Here is a 23,731-nt window from a genome sequence, read left to right as displayed (position 1 = left end):
GACGGCACCCCGGGAGTTCCCGGAGTGCCGTACGAGATCCAGCCGTACTCGATCCGGACCTAGATCCAGTTGAGGCTCCACAGCCGGAACACGCCGTTGCCGTCCGCGAGGTACTGGCTGCCGCCGACGTCCTCCGTGGCGACGACGTACTCCTTGCGCTGCCACAGCGGGATGACGGGCGCGTCCTCGGCGACGTCCTCCTGGAGGCGGCGGAAGTCGTCGGAGACGCGGCTGCGGTCGGCGTACTGCTGGCTGTCGAGGATGAGCTTGTCGACGGCCTTGCTGCTGTAGCCGGTGTTCATCGTGGAGTCGCTGCCGACGAGGGGCGCGGCGAAGGTGTCGGCGTCCGGGTAGTCGGCGACCCAGCCGACGGGGTACGCGTCGAGCTTGCCGGTGGCCCACTCCTTCTGGAAGTCGGACCACTCGTACGCCTTGACGTCCACCTTGAACAGGCCGCCCGCTTCGAGCTGGGCCTTCACCGCGGCGGTCTCCTGCTCGGCGACGCCCCGCTTGCCGTAGCCGTAGGTGATCGTGACGGGCAGGGAGACGCCGGCGGCCTTCAGGAGGTCCTTGGCCTTGTCGACGTCCGGCTTGGGGTAGGCGTCGAAGAACGACGTGGCGTGGCCGGTGATGCCGGTCGGGATCAGCGAGTACAGCGGGTCGACGGTGCCGTCGTACACGGTCGTCGCGAGCTGCTCGCGGTTGATCAGCCAGGCGGCGGCCCTGCGCACGCGCGCGTCGTGCAGCGGGGAACCGGCGCGGGTGTTGAAGTACAGGTTGCGCGTCTCGGAGCTCTCCGCCTCGGTGACCCGCTGATTCGGGTCGCTGGCGTTGAGGGAGGCGAGCATCTTCGGCGGGAGCTGCCGGGTGGCGACGGAGACGTCCTTCGCCTTCCAGGCGCTCTCCAGCTGCGCGGAGTCCTTGTAGTACTTCAGCTCGACGGGCTCGCCGGGCTTGAAGGCGCCCTTGTAGGCGGCGTTGGGCTTGAGGTCGACCCGCTCGTCCTTGGTGTACCCGGTGATCGTGTACGGGCCGGTGCCGTCGACGCCGTCGTCCGTACGGAGCTTGTTCTCGGGGTACTTGGTGCTGTCGACGATCGAGCCGACGCCGGTCGCCAGCTTGAACGGGAACGTCGCGTCGGCGGACGCCAGGTGGAAGGTGACGGTGTCGCCCTCCGTGTCGACCGACTTGAGGGTGGACAGCAGCGGCTGGGGGCCGACCGGAGAGTTGATCTTCTTGATGCGGTCGATCGAGTACTTGACGTCCTTCGGCGTGACCTTGCGCCCGCTCGGGAACTTCAGGTCGTCGCGCAGCTCGCACTGGTACGTCGTCAGCCCGCCGCCCTGGAAGGCGCAGCTCTTGGCCGCGTCCGGGACGGGCTGTACGCCGCCCGGCGCGAACGTCAGCAGCGACTGGTAGACGTTGCTGTACAGCGCCCAGGAGCCCGAGTCGTACGAGCCCGCCGGGTCGAGGGACGTGACCGTGTCGGTGGTGCCGACCACGATGGCCTTGCCGTCGCCGCTGTCCGACGGCAGCAACTGCCAGCCGCCCACGCCGACAGCGGCCAGTACGGCGAGCGCCGCGATGATCCGCATGCGAACAGATCGCATGGTGGTGCCCTGCCTCCCCAGGCCCGGTGAACGGGCCCAGTCCTACGAAAAAGAGGCCACTCCCCTGAATGGCCGGCTCACCTAATCACACACGGTTTCGCCCAGGGAAGGTTAATCGGACGAGATGAGAGAGAACTTACCCGAACAGTTGTTTCGGTCCGGTTTCACAGGCCCTCCACAGCTGTGGGGGGGTTCACGCTCTCAGGGACGCCAGCTCGATCACCGTGACGTCGGACGGCGCGCCCACGCGCGTGGGCGGCCCCCACGCGCCCGCGCCGTTGGAGACGTACAGCTGCGTGTCGTCGTACCGCTCCAGGCCCGAGACCGTCGGGTTCGCCGCCTCGGCGAAGTACCTGCCCGGCCAGAGCTGGCCGCCGTGCGTGTGGCCCGAGAGCTGGAGGTCGACGCCGTGCTGCACCGCGTCGTGGATCTGTACGGGCTGGTGCGCGAGGAGTACGGCCGTGCGCGCGGTGTCGCGGTCGCCGAGGGCCTTCGCGAAGTCCGGGCCCTGGCCCTCGCTCTCGCCCGCGATGTCGTTGACCCCGGCGAGGTCGAACCAGGGGAGTTCGGTGCGCTCGTTCTGGAGGGGGCGGATGCCGAGGCGGCGGACCTCCTCGATCCACTGCTCGGCGCCGGAGAAGTACTCGTGGTTGCCCGTGACGAAGAACTGCCCGTGCCTGGCCTTCAGTCGAGCGAGGGGGGCCGCCGCCGGGCCGAGGTCCTTGACGCTGCCGTCCACCAGGTCGCCGACCACCGCGATCAGGTCGGGCTGGGTGCCGTTGATCGTGTCGACGACCTTCTGCGCGAAGCCCCGGCCCAGGATCGGGCTGAGGTGGATGTCGCTCACGACCGCGATGCGGTAGCCGTGGGCCGCGCGCGGGAGCTTCGCGAGGGGGACCGTGACGCGTTTCACCTTCGGGCCCCGCAGGACGCCGTAGGTGCCGTAGCCGACGGTGCCGACGGCGGCGGTGGCTGCGGCGCCGGCGACGACCCGGGAGACGAAGAGGCGGCGGGTGGGGTCCGCGAGGGCGGGGGCTGGGGCTGGGGTGCCGCGGGTCTCCTCGGGTGCCGAAGTCGCCTGTGTGGCCTCAGGGGCCTTTGCGGCGTCCGGTGACGCCGGGACCTCGGAGAGGGTGCGTACGGGCTCCTGGGGGGCCTTCAGGGGCTCGGGAGCGGCATCCGCGAGCCGCCTCGCCGCCCGCCGGTCCAGGAACAGCCGCAGCAACGGGCGTACGGCCTCCCCCGCCAGGACCGCCAGCAGCAGGTACATCGCCACCGCCAGCCACAGGAAGCCCGGCCAGGCCAGGACCCGTTGCAGCCAGAACGGCGCGCCCGTGCGCTCGGCGACCAGAGCCGTGACCGCGAGGACCCAGCCGGCCCCGATCAGCACCGCACCCGCGCGGCGCACCCACCCCGGCCCCCGGGTCGTGTCGCGGACCAGCCGCCGCCACAGGTACCAGTTGCCGGTCACCAGGACGGCCAGCGCGAGCGCGCCGAAGACGATCACCATGACTGAAGTAAACCCCTTGTCCCCATGGCTGGTTGGCCTGCGGGGCGGATGAGCAACCCGGAACGCGTCGAAGTAGCTCCACACGGCTCATAGCAGCAGTCAGCCCCGTTGCCTCTCCCTCAGAGGCAACGGAGCTGGCAGATGCTAGGCGTCGGCGCCGCGAGCGAAGTCGACGAAGGTTGCGAACGCGCGGGCACTGAACGTGAGGTGTCGACCGTCCGGGGCCTTGCTGTCACGAACAGGGACGACACCCGAGACCTGTGCCGCAGAAGGGGACCACTCAAGGCAGTTACCCCCTCCGTTGCCGCTGTAGCTCGATGCGACCCATTGTGCTGTGGAAAGGTCAGGAGTGGTGCTCATCAGAAAGTTCCTCCATGACGGACCGAATGAGGTCCGCTGACTGGCTGGGGGACAGCGCCGAGGCGCTCAGCAGATCATAGGACCGCCACTTGGCCGTCACCTCTTCCGCCTCCTCCAGCAACGTTCCAGTCGTGATGGCCTCCTCGTAGGCCGCGAGAGCACCATTGCTGAGAGCCCAAAGCGACAGCGAGCCTCCGGCAAGAGCGTGGCCACCGTGGGTAAAAGGCAGGACCTGAAGGCAGGTCGAGGGCGTCAGGCAGAGGTCCGCAAGCTTGGCCAGTTGTTCCCTCATGACGACTGAACCGCCGTATCCCCGACGCAGTACACCTTCGTCCAGGATCGCCGAGTAATCGGGTTGAGGGTCTCCCAGCAGGGTCGCTACCCGAGACATACGACCGATGACGAGATCCTCTATCTCCTGAGCCGAGGCTTTGGGGTTGTGCGTACGAAACTGCGCACGGGCGTAGTCCTCGGTCTGGAGCATTCCAGGAACGATCTGGGGTGTGTACTCCTTGATGACGACGGCCCGAGCTTCCAGTTCCATCCGCCGCTGGAACCTGTCCGGGTGGACCTCCTTGCGGGCCAGTAAATACAGGTCCGTGAAGGTGTCGGTGTTGAACTCCCGGTTCAGCAACGGTGGTAGCCCCGCCGGGATGGGGGACTCCGCGTGCTCGATGCGCGACAGGTGCGCCTTGGAGATGTTCACGATCACTGACAGAGCGTCAAGGCTCATGCCGACCTGTTCCCTGCGTTCGCGCATCTTGGCGCCGAACAGGTGTCTTGCCGACCTGTCCGGTGTCAGCGGCTTGGGCTTGGCAGGCATATGCCCTCCATGTTCCAACCTGCGTTACGAGACATGCACTTGTAGCGATGGTAGGCCGCTGCCTGCAAATCTGAGGTCACGCAGAGCAAATCGCTTTGCGGTCTTGACGGCCGTCACGGATCAGCAGAGGGGCACGGCTGCGAACCATGAACAGATTCACGACTCCGGCCCTGACAGCTGCTGTGGCTGAGCTTGAAGCGCTCGTCGATTCGCGGGTGTTCTGGCGGCTGGGACAGGACAGCCACCGTGGCGTTGAAGGGGCTGGAATGGCTCTCCCGTCTGATCTCGAACCCGTCCCGGTTGAGGGCTGCGCCGTCTGTGAAGCCGCTGACCGGTACCGCAGCAGAGAGCGCACCTTGGATGGCGCGTTGGGCGTCGGGTTCGCCAACCGGACGATCACTGAGCATCCGCACGTCACACGCGTGGAGGCGGAGTCATGAGCTCTCCTCAAGGGCCGACGACGCCCCCGCCGATGGGCGACGAACCGAAAGGAGACAGCGGAATGAACGCTCCCGAGCACTCCCGGCCCGTGCCGGAAGTGGGGGTGCTCCTGATGGATGTGACGCGGGATCAGGTCGGGGAGTTCAGGGGTGAGTGGGCGGGGCGGTGGGCGCTGCGGCCGGTGAAGGGTGGGGTCGAGTGGGACGTGGAGCCCGGGGACGTACGGCCGGTGACAGCGAAACAGAGATTGTGGGCCGAGGTGGGGAAAGCGAACGCACGGAGTCGGGGTGAGATCGCGTGAGGCATCAACTCCCCTCGACTGTCGGCTATGTGTGCGTGGTGCGCGCTGAGGGTCATGTGCGCCAGACGAACGACACGGCGCCCTTCGTCTTCGACACTTCCCAAACGATCTCTCCAGTCCTCGCGATGCGTTGGCCGCGTCGTCAGGCCCTTCGCCTTGCCGACCGCGTGGACCCCGACCCGTCGTCGGTTGGCTGGGCTCCTCCTGGGGCGTTCCGCCCGTACCTGTCCAGCTGTGCCCTTGCCGGTGAACTCCGTTTGTGGGCTGCTTACTTCACGCCGCACGGTGAAGCGCAAGAGCTTCTCAAAGCGGGGACTCCGCTCACGGCGGTGGTGGAAGACGCCGATGCGCGGTGCCGGTACGTGCTGTTCGCACAATCGCTCCATGCACCGGCAGGAAGCCTGCCCCCTGAGCCCCCGCCCTGGTCTCAAGAGTCGTTCCGACGGCGGTACGACTCTTCCCCTTCCGATCAGGGCGGGCCGAACCGTCGTGGGAAGCATCGCCGCGCTCGGTTGTTCGTCTGATGCTCAACCGCCACGAGCACTCGCCTGCCGCGCCTTTTGGCCGGCGAGTGCGACCGGCACTCGATAACGGCGGGAACCATGAGCGGCCTTGGCAGTCAGCCGTTCTGAAGACTCCGCCCCCTGCCCCATGAACTCGCGTTCTGGGGCAGGGGCGGGACCAACCCCGGTCGGCTTTCTGCATGGCGGCTGACGGCCGACCGGGGCCACACCTCAAGTACACAAGGAGCACGAGCCCATGGGCAAGACGATCACGCTGGAAGCCGCCGAGGGCCGGTACTTCCCCCCGGACGTCCCGGACGAGGGTGATGGTTCGGCCCTCACCGGTCACGAGTGACGGCGGGAGTCAACGGCATGGCTCACTCGGACGTCAGCATGTCCACCCCGCCCCGCCGCAGGATCGGCGCCGTCACCCTGGTCCTGGACCAGGAGGGCCGCGTACTGCTGGTGCAGCCCACCTACACGTCGGGCAAGTGGCAACTCCCCGGCGGCAGCGCCCAGGCGGGAGAGGCGCCGACAGATGCGGCGGCACGTGAACTCGCCGAGGAAACCGGCCTGGTCCGCGAAATCACCCACGCCCTCGTCATCGACTACATGCCCGCGAGCAGCGAAACCGCCGAGGGGTACAACATCGTCGCGGACGGCGGAACGGTCACCCCCGAGGAAGCGGACGCCGTGGCCGTACCCGCCAGCGCGGCCGACGAGTTGGCGGCGCTCAAGTGGGTTCCCCTGGACGACCTCGACGTACACGTTCAGACCTACCAGGAACGCCGCATCCGGGAAGCCGTGACCGCTCTCAAGAACGGCCACCGCATCCCGATCCTGACGCGCGGCGAACCCGCCACCTGACGCACCCACCTGAACTCCCGTCCGGCTGCCACGCATCCCGTGAAGCGAGGCAGCCGGACGGGTCGCACCTCCAGAACAGCAGCAGAAGCAGCGGAGCAAGTCCCGGCTCAGAGAAAGGAAGACCTCGTGCATCTCATTGCCTCGCTTCCCCTTCAGGGAGAAGTCCCGGTGGCTGTCGCACCGACGGGCCGCAGGCCGTACGCAACCAAGGGCGCACGGTTGCATCCCCTGTCCGACGGCGCGGTTCTCCCGGCGCCTGTCTACGACCCGCAGACCCAGACCGCCCGCCTCGCAGACGGGTCGCCGTTGACGTCCATGGCGACCTCGAAGAAGACCAATCCCGACGGCGACATCAAGAACCCGCCGCCGAACGACGAGGGTAGTGACCCCGGAGTGTTCGAGTGACGAAAACCGTTCTGGTCGTGGACAGCCCTTACGACGCGGGGACCGATCTCGTCGTGGAGCGGCTGTCCACGGCCGGTATTCCGGTGTTCCGCTTCGACACTCGGGAATTTCCGGGAGAACTCTCGCTCCGGGCAACCCTTGATGACGGGGAATGGGCAGGGTCTCTCGAAACGTCCTGTCGTCGCGTCGAACTGTCCGACGTCGGAGCCGTCTACTGGAATCGCCCCCGACTGTTCGAGTTTCCGGATCTCTCCGAAGCTGACGCACACTGGGCGCGAGGGGCTGCGCGGATCGGATTCGGCGGAGTTCTTACCAGCCTTCCCGTTCCCTACTTGAATCATCCGGCCAAGGCTTCCGCAGCAGAGTTCAAGCCCGTACAGCTCCACACAGCCCATGCGTCCGGGCTCAGCACCCCGCGCACGCTGATCACGTGTGACAGCGCGGCGGTCCGTGCATTCGCTGCGGAGATCGACACCCCGATGATTACCAAGCCTCTCGGCGGCCCGTACATCACGCACTCGGCAGGCACCGAGTCGATGTACACCCGAGAGGTCTCGTTGGAGACGCTCGACGGTGTGGGAACCACTGCGCATCTGTTCCAGGAGCGCGTACCCAAGGCGTACGAGGTGCGTCTGACGTACGTGGGGGGAATCTGTCGGGCTGTCAGGATCGATGCGGGGAGCGATATTTCCCGTGCCGACTGGCGGGCGGACTACGACTCGCTGAAATACAGCCCGATCGAAACGCCGACAGACGTCGCATTCGGAGTGACCGTCTACACCGCCCGTCTGGGACTTGAGTACGCGGCCTTCGATTTCGTGGTGCACCCTGACGGTGAATGGGTCTTCCTGGAGGCCAATCCGTCCGGACAATGGGCTTGGCTCGAAGCGCAAGACGCCCGGATCGCCGAATCCATCAGCAGAACTCTTGAGAGGTGGTGTCACCTATGATGGAGAATTTCCGGACCCAGAAACTTGCCGATCAACTCAGAGAAATGGGCGCCGTGCCTTCCGGCCACTGGCATAAGGCGTTCGCGGAAACACCCCGGCATGTGTTCGTCCCCGAGTATTTCCTTTCCCGGGGTGGCGTCCCGACCCGGTGGCAGAAGCTCACCGTCGAGCACGGTCACGCCTGGCTCTGGCCGATCTACGACAACAACACACTCGTCACGCGGCTCCAGCCGATCACGGAAGAAGGTGACAGGTTCTTCACCGGGGTACCCACGTCGTCCAGCACACAGCCGAGTCTCACGGCCCGGATGCTGGAGACCGCCGAACTCACCCCGACCGACGAGGTGTTGGACGCGGGTACAGGAACCGGCTACCAAGCCGCTCTCCTCCTGCACCGGCTCCACAGCAGCGCACAACTCGTCTCGGCGGACGTCGATCCCAGCCTGACGGGCCCCGCACGCCGGGCGCTCGCGTCGCTCGGACACACGCCCGAGATCGTGACGACGGACATCCGAACGCACGACTGGGGACGGAAGTTCACCAAAGTGATCGTCACCTGCGCGCTGCCCGAGGTGACCGAGACGCTGCGCTCGGCCGTCGCCTCCGGTGGACGACTGATCGCCAACCTGTTCCCGCCCATGAGCGGCGGACTCGCCGTTCTGGACGCCAAGGAGGACGGCAGCCTCGAAGGCCGCTTCCACGCGGACGGCGGCTCCTACATGGCCGCCCGAGGGAAGACACCCCAGGACGATCCCCTCGCGGCCGAGGTCTCCGCGGAAGGGCGCCCGACCGACGTACCGGTGGACGCGTTCGACGACTACCACTTCACGTTCCTTCTCGCCGCGCACCTTCCTGGCGCACAGCTCCAGTACGGCACGGACGACGACTCGCCCTCGACCGTCATGCGCCGGCTCGTGATGCCTGACGGCGGCTGGGCCGAGAGCGTGTACGTCCCCGGCGCCGAGCCGTACGCCCGGGAAGGCGGGGACACAGGCGCGTGGGACACCGTGGAGCGCTGGTGGTCCTGGTACCTCGCTCACGACCGCCCGGCATGGGACCGCTTCGGGCTCACGGTGACGTACGAGGGCCACACGCTCTGGCTCGACTGCCCAGAGAGCAAGCAGGCATGGAGGCTGCCCGTCTGACCCGCCGGACAGCCCCCACCGGGCGCCCTCGCCGACCTGAAGCGGCAACGCGGTACCCGTACCCCGCCTGTGTGCCCCGTGGCATGCGGGCGGGGTTTTCTTTCCTTCCGACACGGACGAACGAGGATCACGGCCGACCATGCCGCTCCAATGCACAGCCTTCACCGAGGTCCCGCAGGGTGAAGGCGCACGCGCCCTCTGGGCGATACCCGAGATAGAAGAGGACTGGCGGGACATAGTCCCCTCTGACACCCTGTGCGAACTGGGCGAGCACGACGAGTACACCGAGCACGCCGCAGTGCTCTGGTTCAGCCCCGACGTGGACAACACGCGTCTGTGGACGATCCGTTGGGCGGACGTCGGCCGATTCACCATCTGCCGGTTCGAGCTGGGGACGCAGTGCCTCGCGAAGACTCCCGGCATCGAAGAGTGCCTGTTCTTCACCCACCACCCCTCGGGCCACTCGTGGGAGGTGACAGACCCCGTGATGGTCGCACTGGAGGAGTTACCACCCGGCCTGCGGACACGGGTCCTCGGGCCCAGGGACGAGAGTTAGCCAACCTCGTCCGACTTCACGGGGCCGATGACGAACGTGCCTTTCCCCCACTCGGTGAAGACCAACCCACGTTCCCTGAGCACCCCCACGGCCCGCCGGGCAGTCATGCGCGCGACCCCGAAGCGCTCGGACAGCTCGGCGTCACTCGGGATGCGGTCGCCCGGCCCGTACGTCCCGTTCTGGATCTCCGCCGCGAGCGCGTCCAGCACCCGTAGGTACGGAGCACGGGGTGTGTACGGGTGCTGCGGTCGCTCGGGCATGGCGAAAGCGTAGACAACGAGTCACCCCATGGCGACTTAGACCAGTAGATTAGTTGTATGGGTAGATGACTTAGAGGAGTTGCTCTATCGTCATCGCAGAACAAACAAAAACGCCTCGGGCGGACCGGTCCTAAGCGGTCCACCCGAGGCTCGCCAAGACAGCTTTGAAGGAGCTGACTGACGTATGCGCGATGCTATAGCCCGCACCCTCGCCTGGGTGCTCGCCGTCCTCACCCCCCGCCGTCGCCCCGGACGCCACAGCGCCGCATTCCTCGCGGTGCAACCGCAGGCCACCGCGACCACCCCGGACGCCGTCCCCGCATCCCCCTGGTCCCGCCCGTGGACCAGTCGCACGAAAGCCGAAGCCGCCGCACTGTTCCAGCAGGACGCGGACACCCTCGAACTCCAGCGTCAGCGGGAACGCCTCCACGTCCTCACGCTCGCCACGATGGGCATCGACCACCCCTACATCTACCCCGGCGCCCCGTTCGGCCCCGACGCCTTCACCGCGACGGAGGTGAACACGTGAACCGCGACGCACTGACCAGCGAACCTCCCGCCCCCTTCGAAGCCGCCTGCTGCCGCTGCGACCGCTGGACCCTCGCCCCCGTCGCCTGCCGCCACATCGAGCGCATGAGCGGCCCCGGCATCACCCTCTACGCCTGCCCCGACTGCATCCTCACCGTCGGCGCGGGCCCCACGACGGACGACGTGATCACAAAGTGAGGCCCTCCGCCTGACTGCCCCGCCGCACTCAGAGATGAGTGCGGCGGGGTCTTCACTGCTGTGCGCTGCGCGCGGGGAACCGTGACGCGTTTCACCTTCGGGCCACGCAGGACGTCGCCCACGCCGCCCGCCCGGCTCGATCCGCTACGGCGTGGCGCGCAGCGCGCGCAGGGAACGCAACCCGATGAGCCCGATGGCCGTCCCCAATACGAAGGACACGACCGCGAGCGTCAGGTGCACCCAGAAGTAGGCCGTGGGATGTCCGTCGTCGAACGCCAGGCCGCTGCCGTCTTTGATCAGATTCTTTACGAAAGTGACCCAGATGACCCACGACCAGACCCCGAAGGCGAGCAGGAACCACGAGAGGGGGCGGGTGAGCTTCATGCGCCCAGTATCGCCGTCGGGTGTCCGGTTCCCGGAGGCGGGTGGGGAGCGCGGTGGGACTTCCGCCGGGGCTGCGGGTACGTTCGGCGTCGTGCCCGCACCCATGAAACGGGCCGTCAGGCGATCCCTGACGGTCACCGCCGCCACGCTCGCGACCGCCTCGCTCACCGCGCCGTTCGCCGTCGCCGCGCCCAGCCCGTCGCCGAGCCCCTCCGTGACGCCGCCCGCGCGCATGTCGACGGTCGGGGGTGCGCGGCTGGGACTGCCGGGGACGCAGGCCGACCTCGCGGGCGGCGCGCCCGTGCTGCCCAAGGACATCACCGCGCGGTCCTGGATCGTCGCCGACGCGGAGTCGGGGGACGTGCTCGCGGCGCACAACGCGCACTGGCGGCTGCCGCCGGCCAGCACGATGAAGATGCTGTTCGCGGACACGGTGCTGCCGCGCTTCCCGAGGACGACGCGGCACAAGGTGGCGCCGGCCGAGCTCTCCGGCATGGGGGCCGGTTCCAGCACCGTCGGGATAAAGGAGAACGAGACCTACTCCGTCCACGACCTGTGGCTCGGGGTCTTCCTGCGCTCCGGGAACGACGCGGTGCGCGTCCTGTCCGCCATGAACGGCGGCGTCCCCGCGACGGTGGCCGACATGAACGCGCACGCGGAGGAGCTCCAGGCGCTCGACACGAGCGTCGTCTCGCCGGACGGGTACGACGCCCCCGGGCAGGTCTCCTCCGCCTACGACCTCACCCTCATCGCGCGCTCCGGGCTCCAGAAGAAGGACTTCCGGGAGTACGCGTCGACGGTCAAGGCGAAGTTCCCGGGCGAGACGAAGAAGGACGCCAAGACGGGCAAGGTCACCCGGACCCCCTTCGAGATCCAGAACACCAACCGCCTGCTCAGCGGCGACTCCGACATCGCCCAGTACCCGGGCATCGCGGGCGTCAAGAACGGCAACACGACCAACGCGGGCGCGACCTTCACGGGCGTCGCCGAACGCGCGGGCCGCGTCCTGCTGGTCACGGTGATGAACCCCTCGAAGGAAGCCCACAACGAGGTCTACAAGGAGACCGCCGCCCTCCTGGACTGGGGTTTCCAGGCGGCCGGCAAGACCCGCCCCATCGGCGAACTGGTCCCCCCGAAGAACGCGACCGCCCAGCAGGGTTCCACCAGCACCTCGACCCCGTCCGAACCCACGGGCCAGGCCGGAGGCGCGGGCGACGCGTCGGGTTCCCCGGTCGCCGCGAAGACGGCCACCGGCGCTTCCGGCGGGATGGGTACGGCGATGGCCATCACGGGCGGAGTGCTGGTCCTGCTCGCCGGGGGTGTGTTTCTGGTCAACCGCAAGTGGCCTTCGGGGAGGGCCGCGCGGGCGGGTGAGACGGGGGCCGGAGAGCCGGAGGAGACGCCGAGGGCCTGAGGAGGGACGTCGGCTCGCACCCCGCACGCGCGTTCAGCGAATCCCCCTCACGACTCCACCTCCACCTCCACCTCCGCCTCCTCCACCTCCGCCTCCTCGCTCCGTGTCGCCGTCCACGCCGCGCAGTACAGCACCAGCTTCGCCGTCAGGTTGATCCACAGCAGGAGCGCGACGGGGACGCCGAAGGCGCCGTACATCGTCTTCGTGGCGACGCCCTGGAGGTAGCCGCTCAGGACGAGCTTGAGGAGTTCGAAGCCGAACGCGCCGATCAGCGCCGCCTGGAGGAGGCGGCGGCGTGGGGGGTCGGCGCCGGGGAGGAGGGTCAGGACGTACAGCAGGAGCAGGAAGTCGGCCAGGACCGCCACCGCGAACGCGGCTGCGCGCAGGAGTGCGGTGCCCCAGCCGTGTTCGGCCAGGCCCAGGGCGTCCGCGAGGGCGTCCACCGCCCACGTCGCGACCGTGGACGCCGCGAACGTCACCAGGACCGCGCCGCCGAAGCCCACGAGGACGCCCGCGTCCTTGGCCTTGATCAGGACGGGGTTGCCGTCGTCGTCGGGGAGTTCCCAGACCGCGCGCAGGCAGTCCCGTATCTGGGCGACCCAGCCGAGGCCCGTGAAGAGCAGGATCGCGCCGGCGATGAGGCCGACCGTGCCGGCGTTCTGCACGAGGGACGCGACGTCGAGCTGTCCCGAGATGCCGGGGACCTGGTCGGCGATGCGGTCTTGGAGGCGTTTCTGCTGGTCGCCGCTGAGGGTCGCGGCCGTGACGGCGGCGGCCAGCGTCAGCAGCGGGAACAGCGAGACGAAGCTGACGAACGTCATCGCGGCGGCGAGCCGCGTCCACTTGACCTTGTCGAGCCGCTCGTACGACCGCCACGCGTGCGTGGCCATCAGCCGCACCACGAACGGCCCGACGACGGGAAGCCTCTTCAGCCAGTCCATGATCGGAACTCTGCCTCACCTGTGTGCCGGAAAACCCCTGTCCGGGTTCCCCGGAAGTGCGGGACTGTAGCCGACCTTCACCAACGAGCCACCGCCAGGCCGTACATCGCGATCCACGCCACCCCGATCAGCGCGAGCGCGCGGTCCCCCAGCACGACCTCCTCGGGCTCCCCGGCGGTCCCCCGGTCGGCGAAGACGGCGTACCGCAGCACCGCGAGGATGAACGCGACCATCGACAGCTGACGCCACGGCACGGCGCTCGCGTGCGCGCCGCCCTCCAGCGCCCACAGGCAGTACCCGAGGACGGCGACCCCGGCGGCGAGCTGCCACACGAACCGCAGGTACCCGGTCGTGTACTCGGTGAGCAGCGCGCGCGTGGCCCCCGCCGTCCCGGCCATCTGCACGGCCTCGGAGTACCGCTTGGCGGCGACCATGAACAGCGCCCCGAACCCGGTGGTGATGAGGAACCACCGGGACAGCGGGATGCCGAGCGCGAGCCCCCCGGCGGTGGCCCGCATGAGGAACCCGGTCGAGACGACGACGAGGTCGACGACGAGGACGTGCTTGAGGCTGACGCAGTACGCGAGCTGCATGGCCACGTACGCCGCCAGGAGGGCCGCGACGCCGGGTGTGGACAGCCGCAGCGCCAGGAGGGGCCCGCAGGCCGCGAGAAGGCCGCCCACGGCGTACGCGAGGGGGACGGGGACCTGTCCGGCGGCGACGGGCCGGAGGCGTTTGGTGGGGTGGGCCCGGTCCGCGCCGGCGTCGCGCGCGTCGTTGACGAGGTAGACGGCCGCCGCGCAGGCGGTGAACAGGGCGAAGACGAGGGCGATCCGGGAGGCGGCGTGCCAGGACAGCAGCCGTCCGGCGGCGGCCGGCGCGGCGACGACGAGGACGTTCTTGACCCACTGCTTGGGCCGCGCGGTCAGCAGCAGACCGAGGAGCACCCCGCGCGAGGGCGCCGACACCGGCGGCCACCCCGCGCGCGTGCGCTGCTCGTGGAGTTCGGGCGCGGTCTGCGTCATCCGGGAACGCCCCGCATCCACCGTGCCCCCACGCGCGCGGTGACCACACCGAGCACCGCTCCCGCCACGACGTCCGACGGATAGTGCACGCCCGCCACCAGCCGGGACACCCCCATGGCGACGGCGGCAGGGGCGTACGCGTACGCGCCGAGCGCCCCGTACGCGTACGCCGCCGCGGCGGCCGACGTCGCGTGGGAGCTGGGGAAGGAGTGCCGCCCGGCGGTGCGGACCAGGGGACGTACGTGGGACGGCCGGGGCCGCCGTACGACGCGTTTCGCGCCGACGCTCACCGCGTGCGCGCCCGCGCAGAGTGCCGTCGCCCGCAGCCAGGCGCCGCGCCGGTCCCTGTCGAGGGCCGCTCCGGCGAGGCCGGCCGCGAGCCACACCGCGCCGTGTTCGCCGGCCCACGACAGGGCGCGCGCGGCGTTCGCGACCCGGGGGTCGGCGCCGCGCGCGTGGAGCGCGGTGAGGAGGCGCCGGTCGTAGTTCTCGTCCATATCAGCCCACTGTTCACGCCCAAACAGCCGCAGGACCGGCAATATTGGGCGAAATCCCATTTATCACCCATTTCGGGGAGGGGATTTGATGTTGACGAGGTTTCCGGACAAATAGGGGCGCTACGGTCACCGACATGCCTGCCGAGACCGCTTCCGTCACCGGATGGGGCCGCACCGCCCCCTCCACGGCCCGTCTGATCCGCCCAGGGACGTACGAGGAGGCCGTGGCGGCCGTCCGGGGTGTGGGAGCCCGGGGCGGCATCCCCCGGGGCCTGGGAAGGGCGTACGGCGACGCGGCGCAGAACGCCGGCGGCGCCGTCCTGGACATGACCGGCCTCGACCGGGTCCACGCGATCGACGCCTCCGAGGGGATCGTCCTGTGCGACGCGGGGATCTCCCTGCACCGCCTGATGGAGGTCCTCCTCCCGCTGGGCTGGTTCGTGCCGGTCACCCCGGGGACCCGGTACGTCACCGTCGGCGGCGCGATCGGCGCGGACATCCACGGCAAGAACCACCACGCGTCCGGCTCCTTCGCCCGCCACGTCCCGTCGTTCGAGCTGCTCACGGCGGACGGCACGATCCGTACGGTCCGCCAGGGCACGCCCCTGTTCGACGCGACCGCCGGGGGCATGGGCCTGACCGGCGTGATCCTCACCGCGCGCGTGCGCCTACAGCCCGTCGAGACGTCCCTGATGGCCGTCGACACGGAACGCGCCGCCGACCTCGACGACCTGATGGCCCGGCTGACCGAGGGCGACCGGCACCACCGGTACTCCGTCGCCTGGATCGACCTCCTCGCGCGCGGGGCGTCGACGGGACGCGCGGTCCTCACGCGCGGGGACCACGCACCCCTGGACGCGCTGCCCGCGCGCACACGCAGGGAGCCGCTCGCCTTCCGTACGTCCCGGCTCCCCGCCACCCCCTCCTTCGTCCCCGGCGGGCTGCTCACCCGCACGACCGTCGGCCTCTTCAACGAGCTCTGGTACCGGCGCGCCCCCCGCGCGCGTGCCGGTGAACTCCAGCGGATCCCGGCGTTCTTCCACCCCCTGGACGGCGTCCCCCACTGGAACCGGATCTACGGGCGGGGCGGCTTCGTGCAGTACCAGTTCGTCGTCGGACACGGCCAGGAAGAAGCCCTGCGCCGGATCGTCCACCGCATCTCCGAACGCCGCTGTCCGTCCTTCCTCGCCGTCCTCAAGCGGTTCGGCGAGGCCGACCCCGGCTGGCTCTCCTTCCCCCGCCCCGGCTGGACCCTCGCCCTGGACATCCCGGCCGCCCTGCCCGGCCTCGCGGCGTTCCTGGACGAGCTGGACGAGGAGGTCGCGGGGGCGGGGGGCCGGGTGTACCTCGCGAAGGACTCACGGCTGCGGCCCGACCTCCTCACGGCGATGTACCCGCGCGCGGACGCCTTCCGCGAGCTGCGCGCACAACTGGACCCGCGCGGGGTGTTCGTGTCGGACCTCGCGCGGCGGCTGAGCCTCTGAGGACCCGGCCACGGGAAGCCGCCGCGCACAAGCACCCGGCCGTGGACAACCGCCGCCGGTAACGCCGAGAGAGCCCCCAGAACCGTCCCCCCGCTAGGAGCCCCCGTGAAAGACGCCTTCGGCCTCCCCCAGTCCCTCCTGATCCTCGGCGGCACCTCCGAGATCGCCCTCGCCACCGCCCGCCGCCTGATCGCCCGCCGCGCGCGCACGGTGTGGCTCGCCGGGCGCCCCTCCCCCGCGCTGGAGGCCGCCGCCGAGAGCCTCCGTACGCTCGGCGCCGACGTCCGTACCGTCCCCTTCGACGCCCTCGACGCCGAGTCCCACGAGACGGACCTCGGCAAGGTCTTCGCGGAGGGGGACATCGACGTCGTGCTGCTCGCGTTCGGCGTGCTCGGGGACCAGGCCGGCGATGAGCGTGATCCCCTCGCCGCCGCGCGCGTGGCGCAGACGAACTACACCGGTGCCGTCTCCTCCGGCCTGGTCGCCGCCCGCGCGCTCCAGACGCAGGGCCACGGCTCGCTGGTCGTCCTCTCCTCCGTCGCCGGGGAACGCGCGCGGCGCGCGAACTTCATCTACGGCTCCAGCAAGGCGGGCCTCGACGCGTTCGCGCAGGGCCTCGGGGACGCGCTGCACGGGACGGGCGTCCACGTCATGGTCGTACGCCCCGGCTTCGTCCGGACGAGGATGACGGCGGACCTCCCCGAGGCGCCGCTCGCGACCACCCCCGAGGCGGTCGCGACGGCGATCGAGGCGGGGCTGAGGCGGCGCGCGGAGACGGTGTGGGTGCCGGGGGTGCTGCGGGTGGTGATGTCGGCGCTGCGGCACGTCCCGCGCGGGGTGTTCCGCCGGCTGCCTCTCTAGAAGGCTCTAGAGGCTGGGGACCGAGTCCGCCGGCGCCGACGCCTGCGGCGGGACCACCGGGCTGCCGAACGGGTACTCGCGCAGCTTGCGCCACACCCCGTCCGGTCCCTGCGCGTAGAACGCGAAGCCGGTGCAGGACCAGTCCGCCTCGTACCCGGCGAGTTCCTCGTACGCGCGGTCCATCGCGGCCTCGTCGATGCCGTGGGCGACCGTCACGTGCGGGTGGTAGGGGAACGGGAGCTCGCGCGCGAGCGGCCCCGACGCGTCCCTGACCCGCTGCTGGAGCCACGCGCACGCCTCGGCGCCCTCGACGACCCGCACGAAGACGACCGGCGACAGCGGCCGGAACGTCCCCGTCCCCGACAGCCGCATCGGAAACGGCCGCCCCGCGCGCGCGACGTCCGTCAGGTGCGTCTGTACGGCCGACAGCGCGTCGTCGTCGACCTCGGTCGGCGGCAGCAGCGTGACGTGCGTGGGGATGCCGTGCGCGGCGGCGTCGCCGAAGCCCGTGCGCAGCTCCTGGAGCAGGCTGCCGTGAGGCTCCGGGACCGCGATCGACACACCGATCGTTACGGTCCCCACGTCGTCTCCCTGTCGTCCGGGTCGTCTGGTCGCTGCCGTCCGTGGCAGCCGGCTATCGACTGTACGGCCACGGTCGGCGTGTGGGCAGGCGCAGCCGTAGTGATGTGCAGCGCTCTTCTCCGGCAGACGCCGTGTTCGTACGGTGCGTGCGTGCGCGCTCAGTGCTTCGCGGGCAGGAAACCGACGCGGTCGTACGTGTCCGCGAGGGTCTCGGCGGCCACGGAACGCGCCTTCTCCGCGCCCTTCGCGAGGATCGCGTCCAGCGTCTCCGGGTCGTCCAGGTACTGCTGGGTGCGCTCCCTGAACGGGGTCACGAAATCTACGACGACGTCCGCGAGGTCCGTCTTGAGGGCGCCGTACATCTTGCCCTCGTACTCCGCCTCCAGCTCGGCGATGCTCTTGCCGGTCAGCGTCGAGTAGATCGTCAGGAGGTTGCTGACGCCCGGCTTGTTCTGCGCGTCGTAGCGGACGACCGTGTCCGTGTCCGTGACCGCGCTCTTGACCTTCTTCGCGGTCGCCTTCGGGTCGTCCAGCAGGTTGATGAGGCCCTTCGGCGTCGACGCCGACTTGCTCATCTTGACCGCCGGGTCCTGGAGGTCGTAGATCTTCGCCGTCTCCTTGAGGATGTACGGCTTCGGGATCGTGAACGTCTCCCCGAAACGGCCGTTGAAACGCTCCGCGAGGTCCCGGGTCAGCTCGATGTGCTGGCGCTGGTCCTCGCCGACCGGCACCTCGTGCGCCTGGTACAGCAGGATGTCCGCGACCTGGAGGATCGGGTACGTGAACAGGCCGACGCTGGCGCTCTCCGCGCCCTGGCGCGCCGACTTGTCCTTGAACTGCGTCATCCGCGACGCCTCGCCGAAGCCGGTCAGGCAGTTCATCACCCACGCGAGCTGCGCGTGCTCCGGGACGTGGCTCTGGACGAACAGCGTGCAGCGCTCCGGGTCGAGGCCCGCCGCCAGCAGCTGCGCCGTCGCCAGCCGGGTGTTCGCCCGCAGCTCCGCCGGGTCCTGCGGAAGCGTGATCGCGTGCAGGTCCACGACCATGTAGAACGCGTCATGCGACTCCTGGAGCGCCACCCACTGGCGCACCGCGCCGAGGTAGTTGCCGAGGTGGAACGAGCCGGCGGTGGGCTGGATGCCGGAGAGCACACGGGGTCGAGCAGAGGCCATGGGTTCATTCTCTCAGGTTCCGGGGAGAGGTACGGAACGGGGCGGGGGTGTCTGTGAGACGGGTCGCGGTACTGGTACTGGCGTTGTCCGCGCTGCCCGTGACCGGGGCCGCCGCCGCGGATACGCCCGATGTGGCGATGCTCGTCGACGGCACGTCGGGACAGACCCTGGCTATACGCTCCCGCGAGGCCGGCTTCGACCGGCTCCGGGAGCTGCTCGATCCGACGTACACGGGGACGGTGCGGGTGCCTGTGGGGTGGGATGCGGGGCACTATCCGGCGGTCCGGTTCACCGTCGTGCGGGGCCGCAGCGGGGTCGGCGGTTGGCCCCAGGACAACCGGTCGCCGGGCGAGGACGCGGCGCCGGATGCCACCGGATGTCCGCGCGACATCTCTCCGTACCCACGGCGTCCCGTCGCCCGCCTCTGGAGGGGGGTGGCTGGTGCCGGGCGGCGTGGGGGTGGTGCTGGGGGCCGGCGGGGTGCTCCTCGTACGCCGCGTGGCGGGCCGGCGTGGAGCGGGGCCGCCACGGGAGGGGCCTCGGCAGGAGCTGATCGAGCTGTAAAGGTGTTTACAGCGAGGTACCCGTCCTCTTCGCGATCCTGGTCAACCGCTCGTTGCTCCGCTTGTGTTTCGACACCAGGACTCGGGTCGGCTCAAGAGACGTGGGGTGAACGGCCGAGGTTCATGTAGAGCGGCCCCACCCTGGTGGCGGGAAGGCTGAGTCCCGCCCGGATCAAGGCATCCGCCGTGTCCAACGCCTCGCGGTGCTGCTCCGTGGCGGAAGCCGTCGCGATGACATGTGTGGCCGCATTCTCGGGGCCGAAATGGATACCGTGCTCGACGATGTCCTCCGGAAATCCTCCGGCCACTTCCCAAGCCGCTTCGATGTGCCGGTTCGCCGTCTGCTTGTCCTTGAGCCGTCCGGTTGTCCTTGAGCCGTCCGGCCAGGGTCAGGCCGCGAAGACGCGGGATTCCAACGCGTACGCACGGTCCCGACCGGTGAGCATCGATTCCGTCCGGACGATCGCCGCGATCGGGTCGGCCCGCTCGGAAGCCATGCGCTGTTTCATGGTCGCCGGCTCGGCAAGGTGCATCCACCTCTGTGCGGCGTCCGTGTCTGACGCCTTCCCCACTTGGTGACGTTCTCCCCCTCCCCACCCCGGCCTACAGCGAACTGCCCCGACTGCGCGCGGGAGGCGCCCCATGGGCACCGCTGAGCACATCGGGAAGACCGTCACCGACGGCCGACGCACCGGCACCCTCATGGCCTTGATCAAGCAAGAGAACCCCGACCAGCCTCCCGCCTACCGCCGTTCACGGCTCACGGCGTACGTCCGCCCCGAGGGCGGCGGCATCGAGTGGGACCCCGTACCGCTGAGAACCGCCGGCCCCCGATCGGCCCCGCCCGACATGGTCGTTCCCCCGAGACGTGTCGGGCGGGGTCTTCACCGTTCAAGCCCGCCCTGCGAGGCGGGCACCCCCTCAGCCCAGGTCGATCTCCGGGTACAGCGGGAAGCCCTGGACCAGGTCCGTCGCGCGCTGGGCGATCTCCTCGGAGACCTTCGGGTCCAGGACGTGCGCCGCCTTCGACACCGCGCCCGACTTCGTCGTGCCCTGTTCCGTCGCCGTCAGGACGCGGTCGATGAGGCCCGCGACCTCGTCCATCTCGGCCGTACCGAGACCGCGCGTCGTCAGGGCGGGCGTGCCGATGCGGATGCCGGAGGTGTACCAGGCGCCGTTCGGGTCGGCCGGGATCGCGTTGCGGTTGGTGACGATGCCCGAGTCGAGCAGGGCCGCTTCCGCCTGGCGGCCGGTGAGGCCGTACGACGTGGCTACGTCGATGAGGTTGAGGTGGTTGTCCGTGCCCCCGGTCACCAGGGTCGCCCCGCGCCGCATCAGGCCCTCCGCGAGCGCGCGCGAGTTGTCGACGATGCGCTGGGCGTAGTCCTGGAAGGACGGCTGACGGGCCTCGGCGAGGGCGACCGCCTTCGCCGCCATGACGTGGGGAAGCGGGCCGCCGAGAACCATCGGGCAGCCCCGGTCGACCTGGTCCTTGAGGGAGTCGTCGCACAGGACCATGCCGCCGCGCGGGCCGCGCAGGGACTTGTGGGTCGTCGTCGTGACGATCTGCGCGTGCGGGACCGGGTCGAAGTCGCCGGTGAGGACCTTGCCCGCGACGAGACCGGCGAAGTGGGCCATGTCGACCATGAGCGTCGCGCCGACCTCGTCCGCGATCTCCCGCATGACACGGAAGTTCACCAGCCGGGGGTACGCGGAGTACCCGGCGACCAGGATCAGCGGCTTGAACTCACGCGCCTGGGCACGCAGCGCGTCGTAGTCGATGAGGCCGGTCGCGGGGTCCGTGCCGTACGAGCGCTGGTCGAACATCTTGCCGGAGATGTTGGGCCGGAAACCGTGCGTGAGGTGGCCGCCCGCGTCGAGGGACATGCCGAGCATCCGCTGGTTGCCGAAGGCCTGCCGCAGCTCGGCCCAGTCCGCCTCGGAGAGGTCGTTGATCTGGCGGACCCCGGTCTTCGCGAGGAACGGCACCTCGACGCGGTCGGCGAGTACGGCCCAGAAGGCGACGAGGTTGGCATCGATCCCGGAGTGCGGCTGGACGTACGCGTGCCGCGCCCCGAACAGCTCACGCGCGTGCTCGGCGGCCAGCGACTCGACGGTGTCGACGTTCCGGCACCCGGCGTAGAAGCGCCGGCCGACCGTGCCCTCCGCGTACTTGTCGCTGAACCAGTTCCCCATGGCCAGGAGGGTCGCTGGGGAGGCGTAGTTCTCGGACGCGATCAGCTTGAGCATCTCGCGCTGGTCGTGGACCTCCTGGCCGATCGCGTCGGCGACGCGCGGCTCGACCGCGCGGATGACGTCGAGGGCGGCGCGGAAAGCGGTGGACTGGGGCGAAAGGGGCTCGGACATGAGACCTCCGGACGTAGGGCTACGGCGTTCGGCGTTCAGGTTCGGCCCAGGCGCACGGCACTCGTCACTCCGGGCCGCTCCCCGATGGTCGGTCCCATCCCAGCGCGCCAGTCACGGCCCTCGGCCAGCCTACCCGGTGGCCTCGATCCGCCACCGGCCCACGTCCTGGTGCGCGGAGTCGTAGACGGCGCTCCCGTCGCCGGGTTTCAGCTCGTAGTGGTGGAGGTTGCCGCCCCAGTAACGGAGGATGCGGCCGAGTTCCTCGGCGGGACGTTCGGGGTCGACGGAGACTTCGAGCACGAATTTCGCGGTCGTCATGCCATTAATCATTTCATTGACGCACCCTGTGAGACTTTCCGGCGATCAGCCGAGGAAGGCCGTCGAAAAGTCTCAACAGGGTGTGCGGCTCACCGGATGACGTGCGGCAGGAACCTCGCGTACTCGTCCGTCACCAGCCCGGCCGACTCCCGGATACCGAGCCCCGCCGCCTTCCCCTCGACGGTCCACGCGCCGAGGACGACGTGGTTGCCGTCGAAGGCGGGGAGGGGTGCCAACTGCTGGTAGCAACAAGGCTCTTCGCGTACGACGGACTCGCCCCGATGGATGACCACCCCGGCGCCCTCCCGTCCCAGCAAGGGTTTCGAGACGTACTCGGCCAGCTCCCGGGGTCCGTCGAGGTACGCGGGGAGGAGGCTGGGGTGGCCGGGGTACAGCTCCCAGACCACTGCCAGCAGCGCCTTGTTGCTGAGGAGCATCTTCCAGGCCGGCTCGATCCACAGCGTGCTGCCGGTACCGCCCCCGTTGTCGAGGGTGTCCAGCACGTGACCGCCGAAGCGGTCCGTCGTGAGCCACTCCCAGGGGTACAGCTTGAAGCAACTCCGGATGAACCGGAGCTTGTTGTCGACGAACCGCCCCGAGAGCCGGTCGAAGCCGATGTCCTCGACGGGGATCCACTCCGTGTCGAGCCCCGCCTGTTCGGCCGTCTCCTTGAGGTAGGCGACGGTCATGAGGTCCTCGCCGAGCTCGTCGGCGGTGGAGTGCGCGAAGTAGAGGGGACTGCCGGGCGGCAGCAGGTCGCCCTGTCGCTTCCAGGCGGCGACCAGCCGCTCGTGCAAGGAGTTCCACTGGTCCGCGCCGGGGAAGCGGTCCTCCATCCAGAACCACTGGGGGGACGCCGCCTCCACGAGGGACGTGGGGGTGTCGGCGTTGTACTCCAGCATCTTCGCGGGCCCGGTGCCGTCGTAGCGCAGGTCGAACCGGCCGTACACGGACGGGAGTTCGGCCCGTCGGCGCCAGGACTCGGCGACGGCGTCGGCGACTTGGGGATCGGTGATGCCGAGATCGGCGAAACGGCCCTCGGCGACGATGAGTTCGGCGGCGGCGAGGCACATCCGGTGCAGTTCCTCGACCGTCTCCTCCAGCGCCTCGACCTCGTCGAGGGTGAAGGAGTAGTAGGCGCTCTCGTCCCAGTAGGGGTACAACTCCCCGTCCGCGTGCCGGGAGAGCGGATAGACGAGGCCCTGCGCCTCCACCGTCCGCTGCCAGTCGGGGCGGGGTTCGATGCGGTGGCGTATCACGGCGCGCTCAGCCGCCGGAGCTGCCGTGGCCGCCGTCGCTGCCGCCGAAGCCGCCCCGGTCGACGCCGCTTCCGCCGGAGCTGCTCCCGGAAGAACTCCCCGAGGACTTACGGGACTTGGTGAGCGAACCGCCGTCCACGTAGCCGTTGCTCCGGTTGCCGCCGTAGTACCAGACGGTGTGCGACGAACCGCTCGACGACTTGCAGTTCTTGTCGGAGACGACCTTGTAGCCCTTCACGGAGTCGTAGCTGTCGCGGTCGACGCACCGCTTGACCGGGTCGGAGGAGCACGCGGTGAGCGCCACCGCGAGGATCCCCACGCCGCCGAGGACGACCGCGTTCGAGCGAAGTCTCCTGGTCGTGTCCGCCATGTCCTGATCTCCCCGTGTAATGAGTGCGTGTGTGCGA

General features: G+C 69.6%; 27 protein-coding genes and 1 riboswitch. Of the genes, 12 read left to right on the top strand and 15 right to left on the bottom strand.

The window, feature by feature from the left end; all coding sequences use genetic code 11:
• Nucleotides 1-59: 59 nt before the first annotated feature.
• The 4 genes from ACQCO7_RS26605 to ACQCO7_RS26590 form a co-directional block, all read right to left on the bottom strand.
• Nucleotides 60-1,610, bottom strand: coding sequence for an ABC transporter substrate-binding protein (locus ACQCO7_RS26605; RefSeq protein WP_464074165.1), 1,551 nt, complete (start codon nt 1,608-1,610; stop codon nt 60-62).
• 193 nt (nt 1,611-1,803) lie between these two features.
• Complete coding sequence (locus tag ACQCO7_RS26600; protein WP_464074164.1) at nt 1,804-3,120, bottom strand: metallophosphoesterase; 1,317 nt, start codon at nt 3,118-3,120, stop codon at nt 1,804-1,806.
• A 144-nt stretch (nt 3,121-3,264) separates the two neighbouring features.
• On the bottom strand, nt 3,265-3,480 hold the full coding sequence (locus tag ACQCO7_RS26595; RefSeq protein ID WP_464074163.1) for a DUF397 domain-containing protein: 216 nt from the start codon (nt 3,478-3,480) through the stop codon (nt 3,265-3,267).
• On the bottom strand, nt 3,464-4,303 hold the full coding sequence (locus tag ACQCO7_RS26590) for a Scr1 family TA system antitoxin-like transcriptional regulator (protein WP_464074162.1): 840 nt from the start codon (nt 4,301-4,303) through the stop codon (nt 3,464-3,466). Before ACQCO7_RS26590 ends, ACQCO7_RS26595 begins: the two co-directional genes overlap by 17 nt.
• 146 nt (nt 4,304-4,449) lie before the next feature.
• On the opposite strand from ACQCO7_RS26590, the gene ACQCO7_RS26585 reads away from it, so the two are divergent.
• From ACQCO7_RS26585 to ACQCO7_RS26555, 7 genes are all read left to right on the top strand, one after another.
• Nucleotides 4,450-4,743, top strand: a complete 294-nt coding sequence (locus ACQCO7_RS26585; protein WP_464074161.1) for a hypothetical protein — start codon at nt 4,450-4,452, stop codon at nt 4,741-4,743.
• Between the two features lie 62 nt (nt 4,744-4,805).
• Complete coding sequence (locus ACQCO7_RS26580; RefSeq protein WP_464074160.1) at nt 4,806-5,045, top strand: hypothetical protein; 240 nt, start codon at nt 4,806-4,808, stop codon at nt 5,043-5,045.
• 875 nt (nt 5,046-5,920) lie between these two features.
• On the top strand, nt 5,921-6,415 hold the full coding sequence (locus ACQCO7_RS26575; RefSeq protein ID WP_464074159.1) for an NUDIX domain-containing protein: 495 nt from the start codon (nt 5,921-5,923) through the stop codon (nt 6,413-6,415).
• Nucleotides 6,416-6,583: 168 nt separating this feature from the next.
• Nucleotides 6,584-6,820 carry a putative ATP-grasp-modified RiPP gene (gene tgmA, locus ACQCO7_RS26570; protein WP_464074158.1) on the top strand — a complete coding sequence of 79 codons (237 nt, stop codon included), beginning with the start codon at nt 6,584-6,586 and terminating at the stop codon, nt 6,818-6,820.
• A gap of 17 nt (nt 6,821-6,837) precedes the next feature.
• Nucleotides 6,838-7,770, top strand: coding sequence for an MvdC/MvdD family ATP grasp protein (locus ACQCO7_RS26565; protein WP_464074157.1), 933 nt, complete (start codon nt 6,838-6,840; stop codon nt 7,768-7,770).
• A 44-nt stretch (nt 7,771-7,814) separates the two neighbouring features.
• Nucleotides 7,815-8,915, top strand: a complete 1,101-nt coding sequence (locus tag ACQCO7_RS26560) for an rRNA adenine N-6-methyltransferase family protein (protein WP_464074156.1) — start codon at nt 7,815-7,817, stop codon at nt 8,913-8,915.
• A gap of 139 nt (nt 8,916-9,054) precedes the next feature.
• Entirely contained in the window at nt 9,055-9,471 is a 417-nt protein-coding gene (locus ACQCO7_RS26555) for a hypothetical protein (protein ID WP_464074155.1), read from the top strand.
• Here the strand turns inward: ACQCO7_RS26555 and ACQCO7_RS26550 are convergent.
• Entirely contained in the window at nt 9,468-9,731 is a 264-nt protein-coding gene (locus ACQCO7_RS26550; RefSeq protein WP_464074154.1) for a GntR family transcriptional regulator, read from the bottom strand. The genes ACQCO7_RS26555 and ACQCO7_RS26550 overlap by 4 nt on opposite strands.
• A 184-nt stretch (nt 9,732-9,915) precedes the next feature.
• On the opposite strand from ACQCO7_RS26550, the gene ACQCO7_RS26545 reads away from it, so the two are divergent.
• A complete protein-coding gene (locus ACQCO7_RS26545) occupies nt 9,916-10,260 on the top strand; it encodes a hypothetical protein (RefSeq protein WP_464074153.1) in 345 nt (114 codons plus the stop codon).
• Nucleotides 10,257-10,457, top strand: coding sequence for a hypothetical protein (locus ACQCO7_RS26540; protein WP_464074152.1), 201 nt, complete (start codon nt 10,257-10,259; stop codon nt 10,455-10,457). The genes ACQCO7_RS26545 and ACQCO7_RS26540 overlap by 4 nt, the downstream gene beginning before the upstream one ends.
• Before the next feature lie 144 nt (nt 10,458-10,601).
• Here ACQCO7_RS26540 and ACQCO7_RS26535 read toward each other — a convergent pair whose 3' ends face one another.
• The gene (locus tag ACQCO7_RS26535; RefSeq protein ID WP_464074151.1) at nt 10,602-10,841 is read right to left on the bottom strand and encodes an SCO4848 family membrane protein; all 240 of its coding nucleotides are present in this window, start codon (nt 10,839-10,841) and stop codon (nt 10,602-10,604) included.
• 91 nt (nt 10,842-10,932) lie between these two features.
• Here ACQCO7_RS26535 and ACQCO7_RS26530 point away from each other — a divergent pair, with 91 nt between their 5' ends.
• Nucleotides 10,933-12,255, top strand: coding sequence for a D-alanyl-D-alanine carboxypeptidase family protein (locus tag ACQCO7_RS26530; protein WP_464074150.1), 1,323 nt, complete (start codon nt 10,933-10,935; stop codon nt 12,253-12,255).
• A 47-nt stretch (nt 12,256-12,302) separates the two neighbouring features.
• On the opposite strand, the gene ACQCO7_RS26525 is transcribed toward ACQCO7_RS26530, so the two are convergent.
• The 3 genes from ACQCO7_RS26525 to ACQCO7_RS26515 all read right to left on the bottom strand — a co-directional run bounded on the left by ACQCO7_RS26525 (nt 12,303) and on the right by ACQCO7_RS26515 (nt 14,718).
• The gene (locus tag ACQCO7_RS26525) at nt 12,303-13,196 is read right to left on the bottom strand and encodes a YihY/virulence factor BrkB family protein (protein WP_464074149.1); all 894 of its coding nucleotides are present in this window, start codon (nt 13,194-13,196) and stop codon (nt 12,303-12,305) included.
• Between the two features lie 77 nt (nt 13,197-13,273).
• Nucleotides 13,274-14,221, bottom strand: coding sequence for a decaprenyl-phosphate phosphoribosyltransferase (locus tag ACQCO7_RS26520; RefSeq protein WP_464074148.1), 948 nt, complete (start codon nt 14,219-14,221; stop codon nt 13,274-13,276).
• Nucleotides 14,218-14,718 (bottom strand): phosphatase PAP2 family protein, encoded by a 501-nt coding sequence (locus ACQCO7_RS26515; RefSeq protein ID WP_464074147.1) that lies wholly within the window; start codon nt 14,716-14,718, stop codon nt 14,218-14,220. The genes ACQCO7_RS26520 and ACQCO7_RS26515 overlap by 4 nt, the downstream gene beginning before the upstream one ends.
• A gap of 134 nt (nt 14,719-14,852) precedes the next feature.
• Between ACQCO7_RS26515 and ACQCO7_RS26510 the strand changes: the two genes are divergently transcribed.
• Nucleotides 14,853-16,202, top strand: a complete 1,350-nt coding sequence (locus tag ACQCO7_RS26510) for an FAD-binding oxidoreductase (protein WP_464074146.1) — start codon at nt 14,853-14,855, stop codon at nt 16,200-16,202.
• A gap of 105 nt (nt 16,203-16,307) precedes the next feature.
• Nucleotides 16,308-17,063 (top strand): decaprenylphospho-beta-D-erythro-pentofuranosid-2-ulose 2-reductase, encoded by a 756-nt coding sequence (locus ACQCO7_RS26505; protein ID WP_464074145.1) that lies wholly within the window; start codon nt 16,308-16,310, stop codon nt 17,061-17,063.
• Nucleotides 17,064-17,069: 6 nt separating this feature from the next.
• Here ACQCO7_RS26505 and ACQCO7_RS26500 read toward each other — a convergent pair whose 3' ends face one another.
• The 6 genes from ACQCO7_RS26500 to ACQCO7_RS26475 form a co-directional block, all read right to left on the bottom strand.
• Complete coding sequence (locus ACQCO7_RS26500) at nt 17,070-17,645, bottom strand: 2'-5' RNA ligase family protein (protein ID WP_464074144.1); 576 nt, start codon at nt 17,643-17,645, stop codon at nt 17,070-17,072.
• A 158-nt stretch (nt 17,646-17,803) separates the two neighbouring features.
• Nucleotides 17,804-18,817 (bottom strand): tryptophan--tRNA ligase, encoded by a 1,014-nt coding sequence (gene trpS / locus ACQCO7_RS26495; protein ID WP_464074143.1) that lies wholly within the window; start codon nt 18,815-18,817, stop codon nt 17,804-17,806.
• A gap of 1,484 nt (nt 18,818-20,301) precedes the next feature.
• The gene (locus ACQCO7_RS26490) at nt 20,302-21,747 is read right to left on the bottom strand and encodes a glycine hydroxymethyltransferase (RefSeq protein WP_464074142.1); all 1,446 of its coding nucleotides are present in this window, start codon (nt 21,745-21,747) and stop codon (nt 20,302-20,304) included.
• 37 nt (nt 21,748-21,784) lie between these two features.
• A riboswitch (ZMP/ZTP riboswitch) is annotated at nt 21,785-21,872 on the bottom strand.
• Nucleotides 21,873-21,876: 4 nt separating this feature from the next.
• Nucleotides 21,877-22,065 carry a hypothetical protein gene (locus ACQCO7_RS26485; protein WP_464074141.1) on the bottom strand — a complete coding sequence of 63 codons (189 nt, stop codon included), beginning with the start codon at nt 22,063-22,065 and terminating at the stop codon, nt 21,877-21,879.
• A gap of 89 nt (nt 22,066-22,154) precedes the next feature.
• Nucleotides 22,155-23,324, bottom strand: a complete 1,170-nt coding sequence (locus tag ACQCO7_RS26480) for a glutathionylspermidine synthase family protein (protein ID WP_464074140.1) — start codon at nt 23,322-23,324, stop codon at nt 22,155-22,157.
• A gap of 7 nt (nt 23,325-23,331) precedes the next feature.
• A complete protein-coding gene (locus ACQCO7_RS26475; protein WP_464074139.1) occupies nt 23,332-23,694 on the bottom strand; it encodes a hypothetical protein in 363 nt (120 codons plus the stop codon).
• Nucleotides 23,695-23,731 lie beyond the last annotated feature (37 nt).

The sequence above is a fragment of the Streptomyces saintjeani genome (assembly GCF_055409605.1).
The sequence above is the reverse complement of the archived record's forward strand: the minus strand, read 5'-3'. Positions and strand labels throughout refer to the sequence as shown.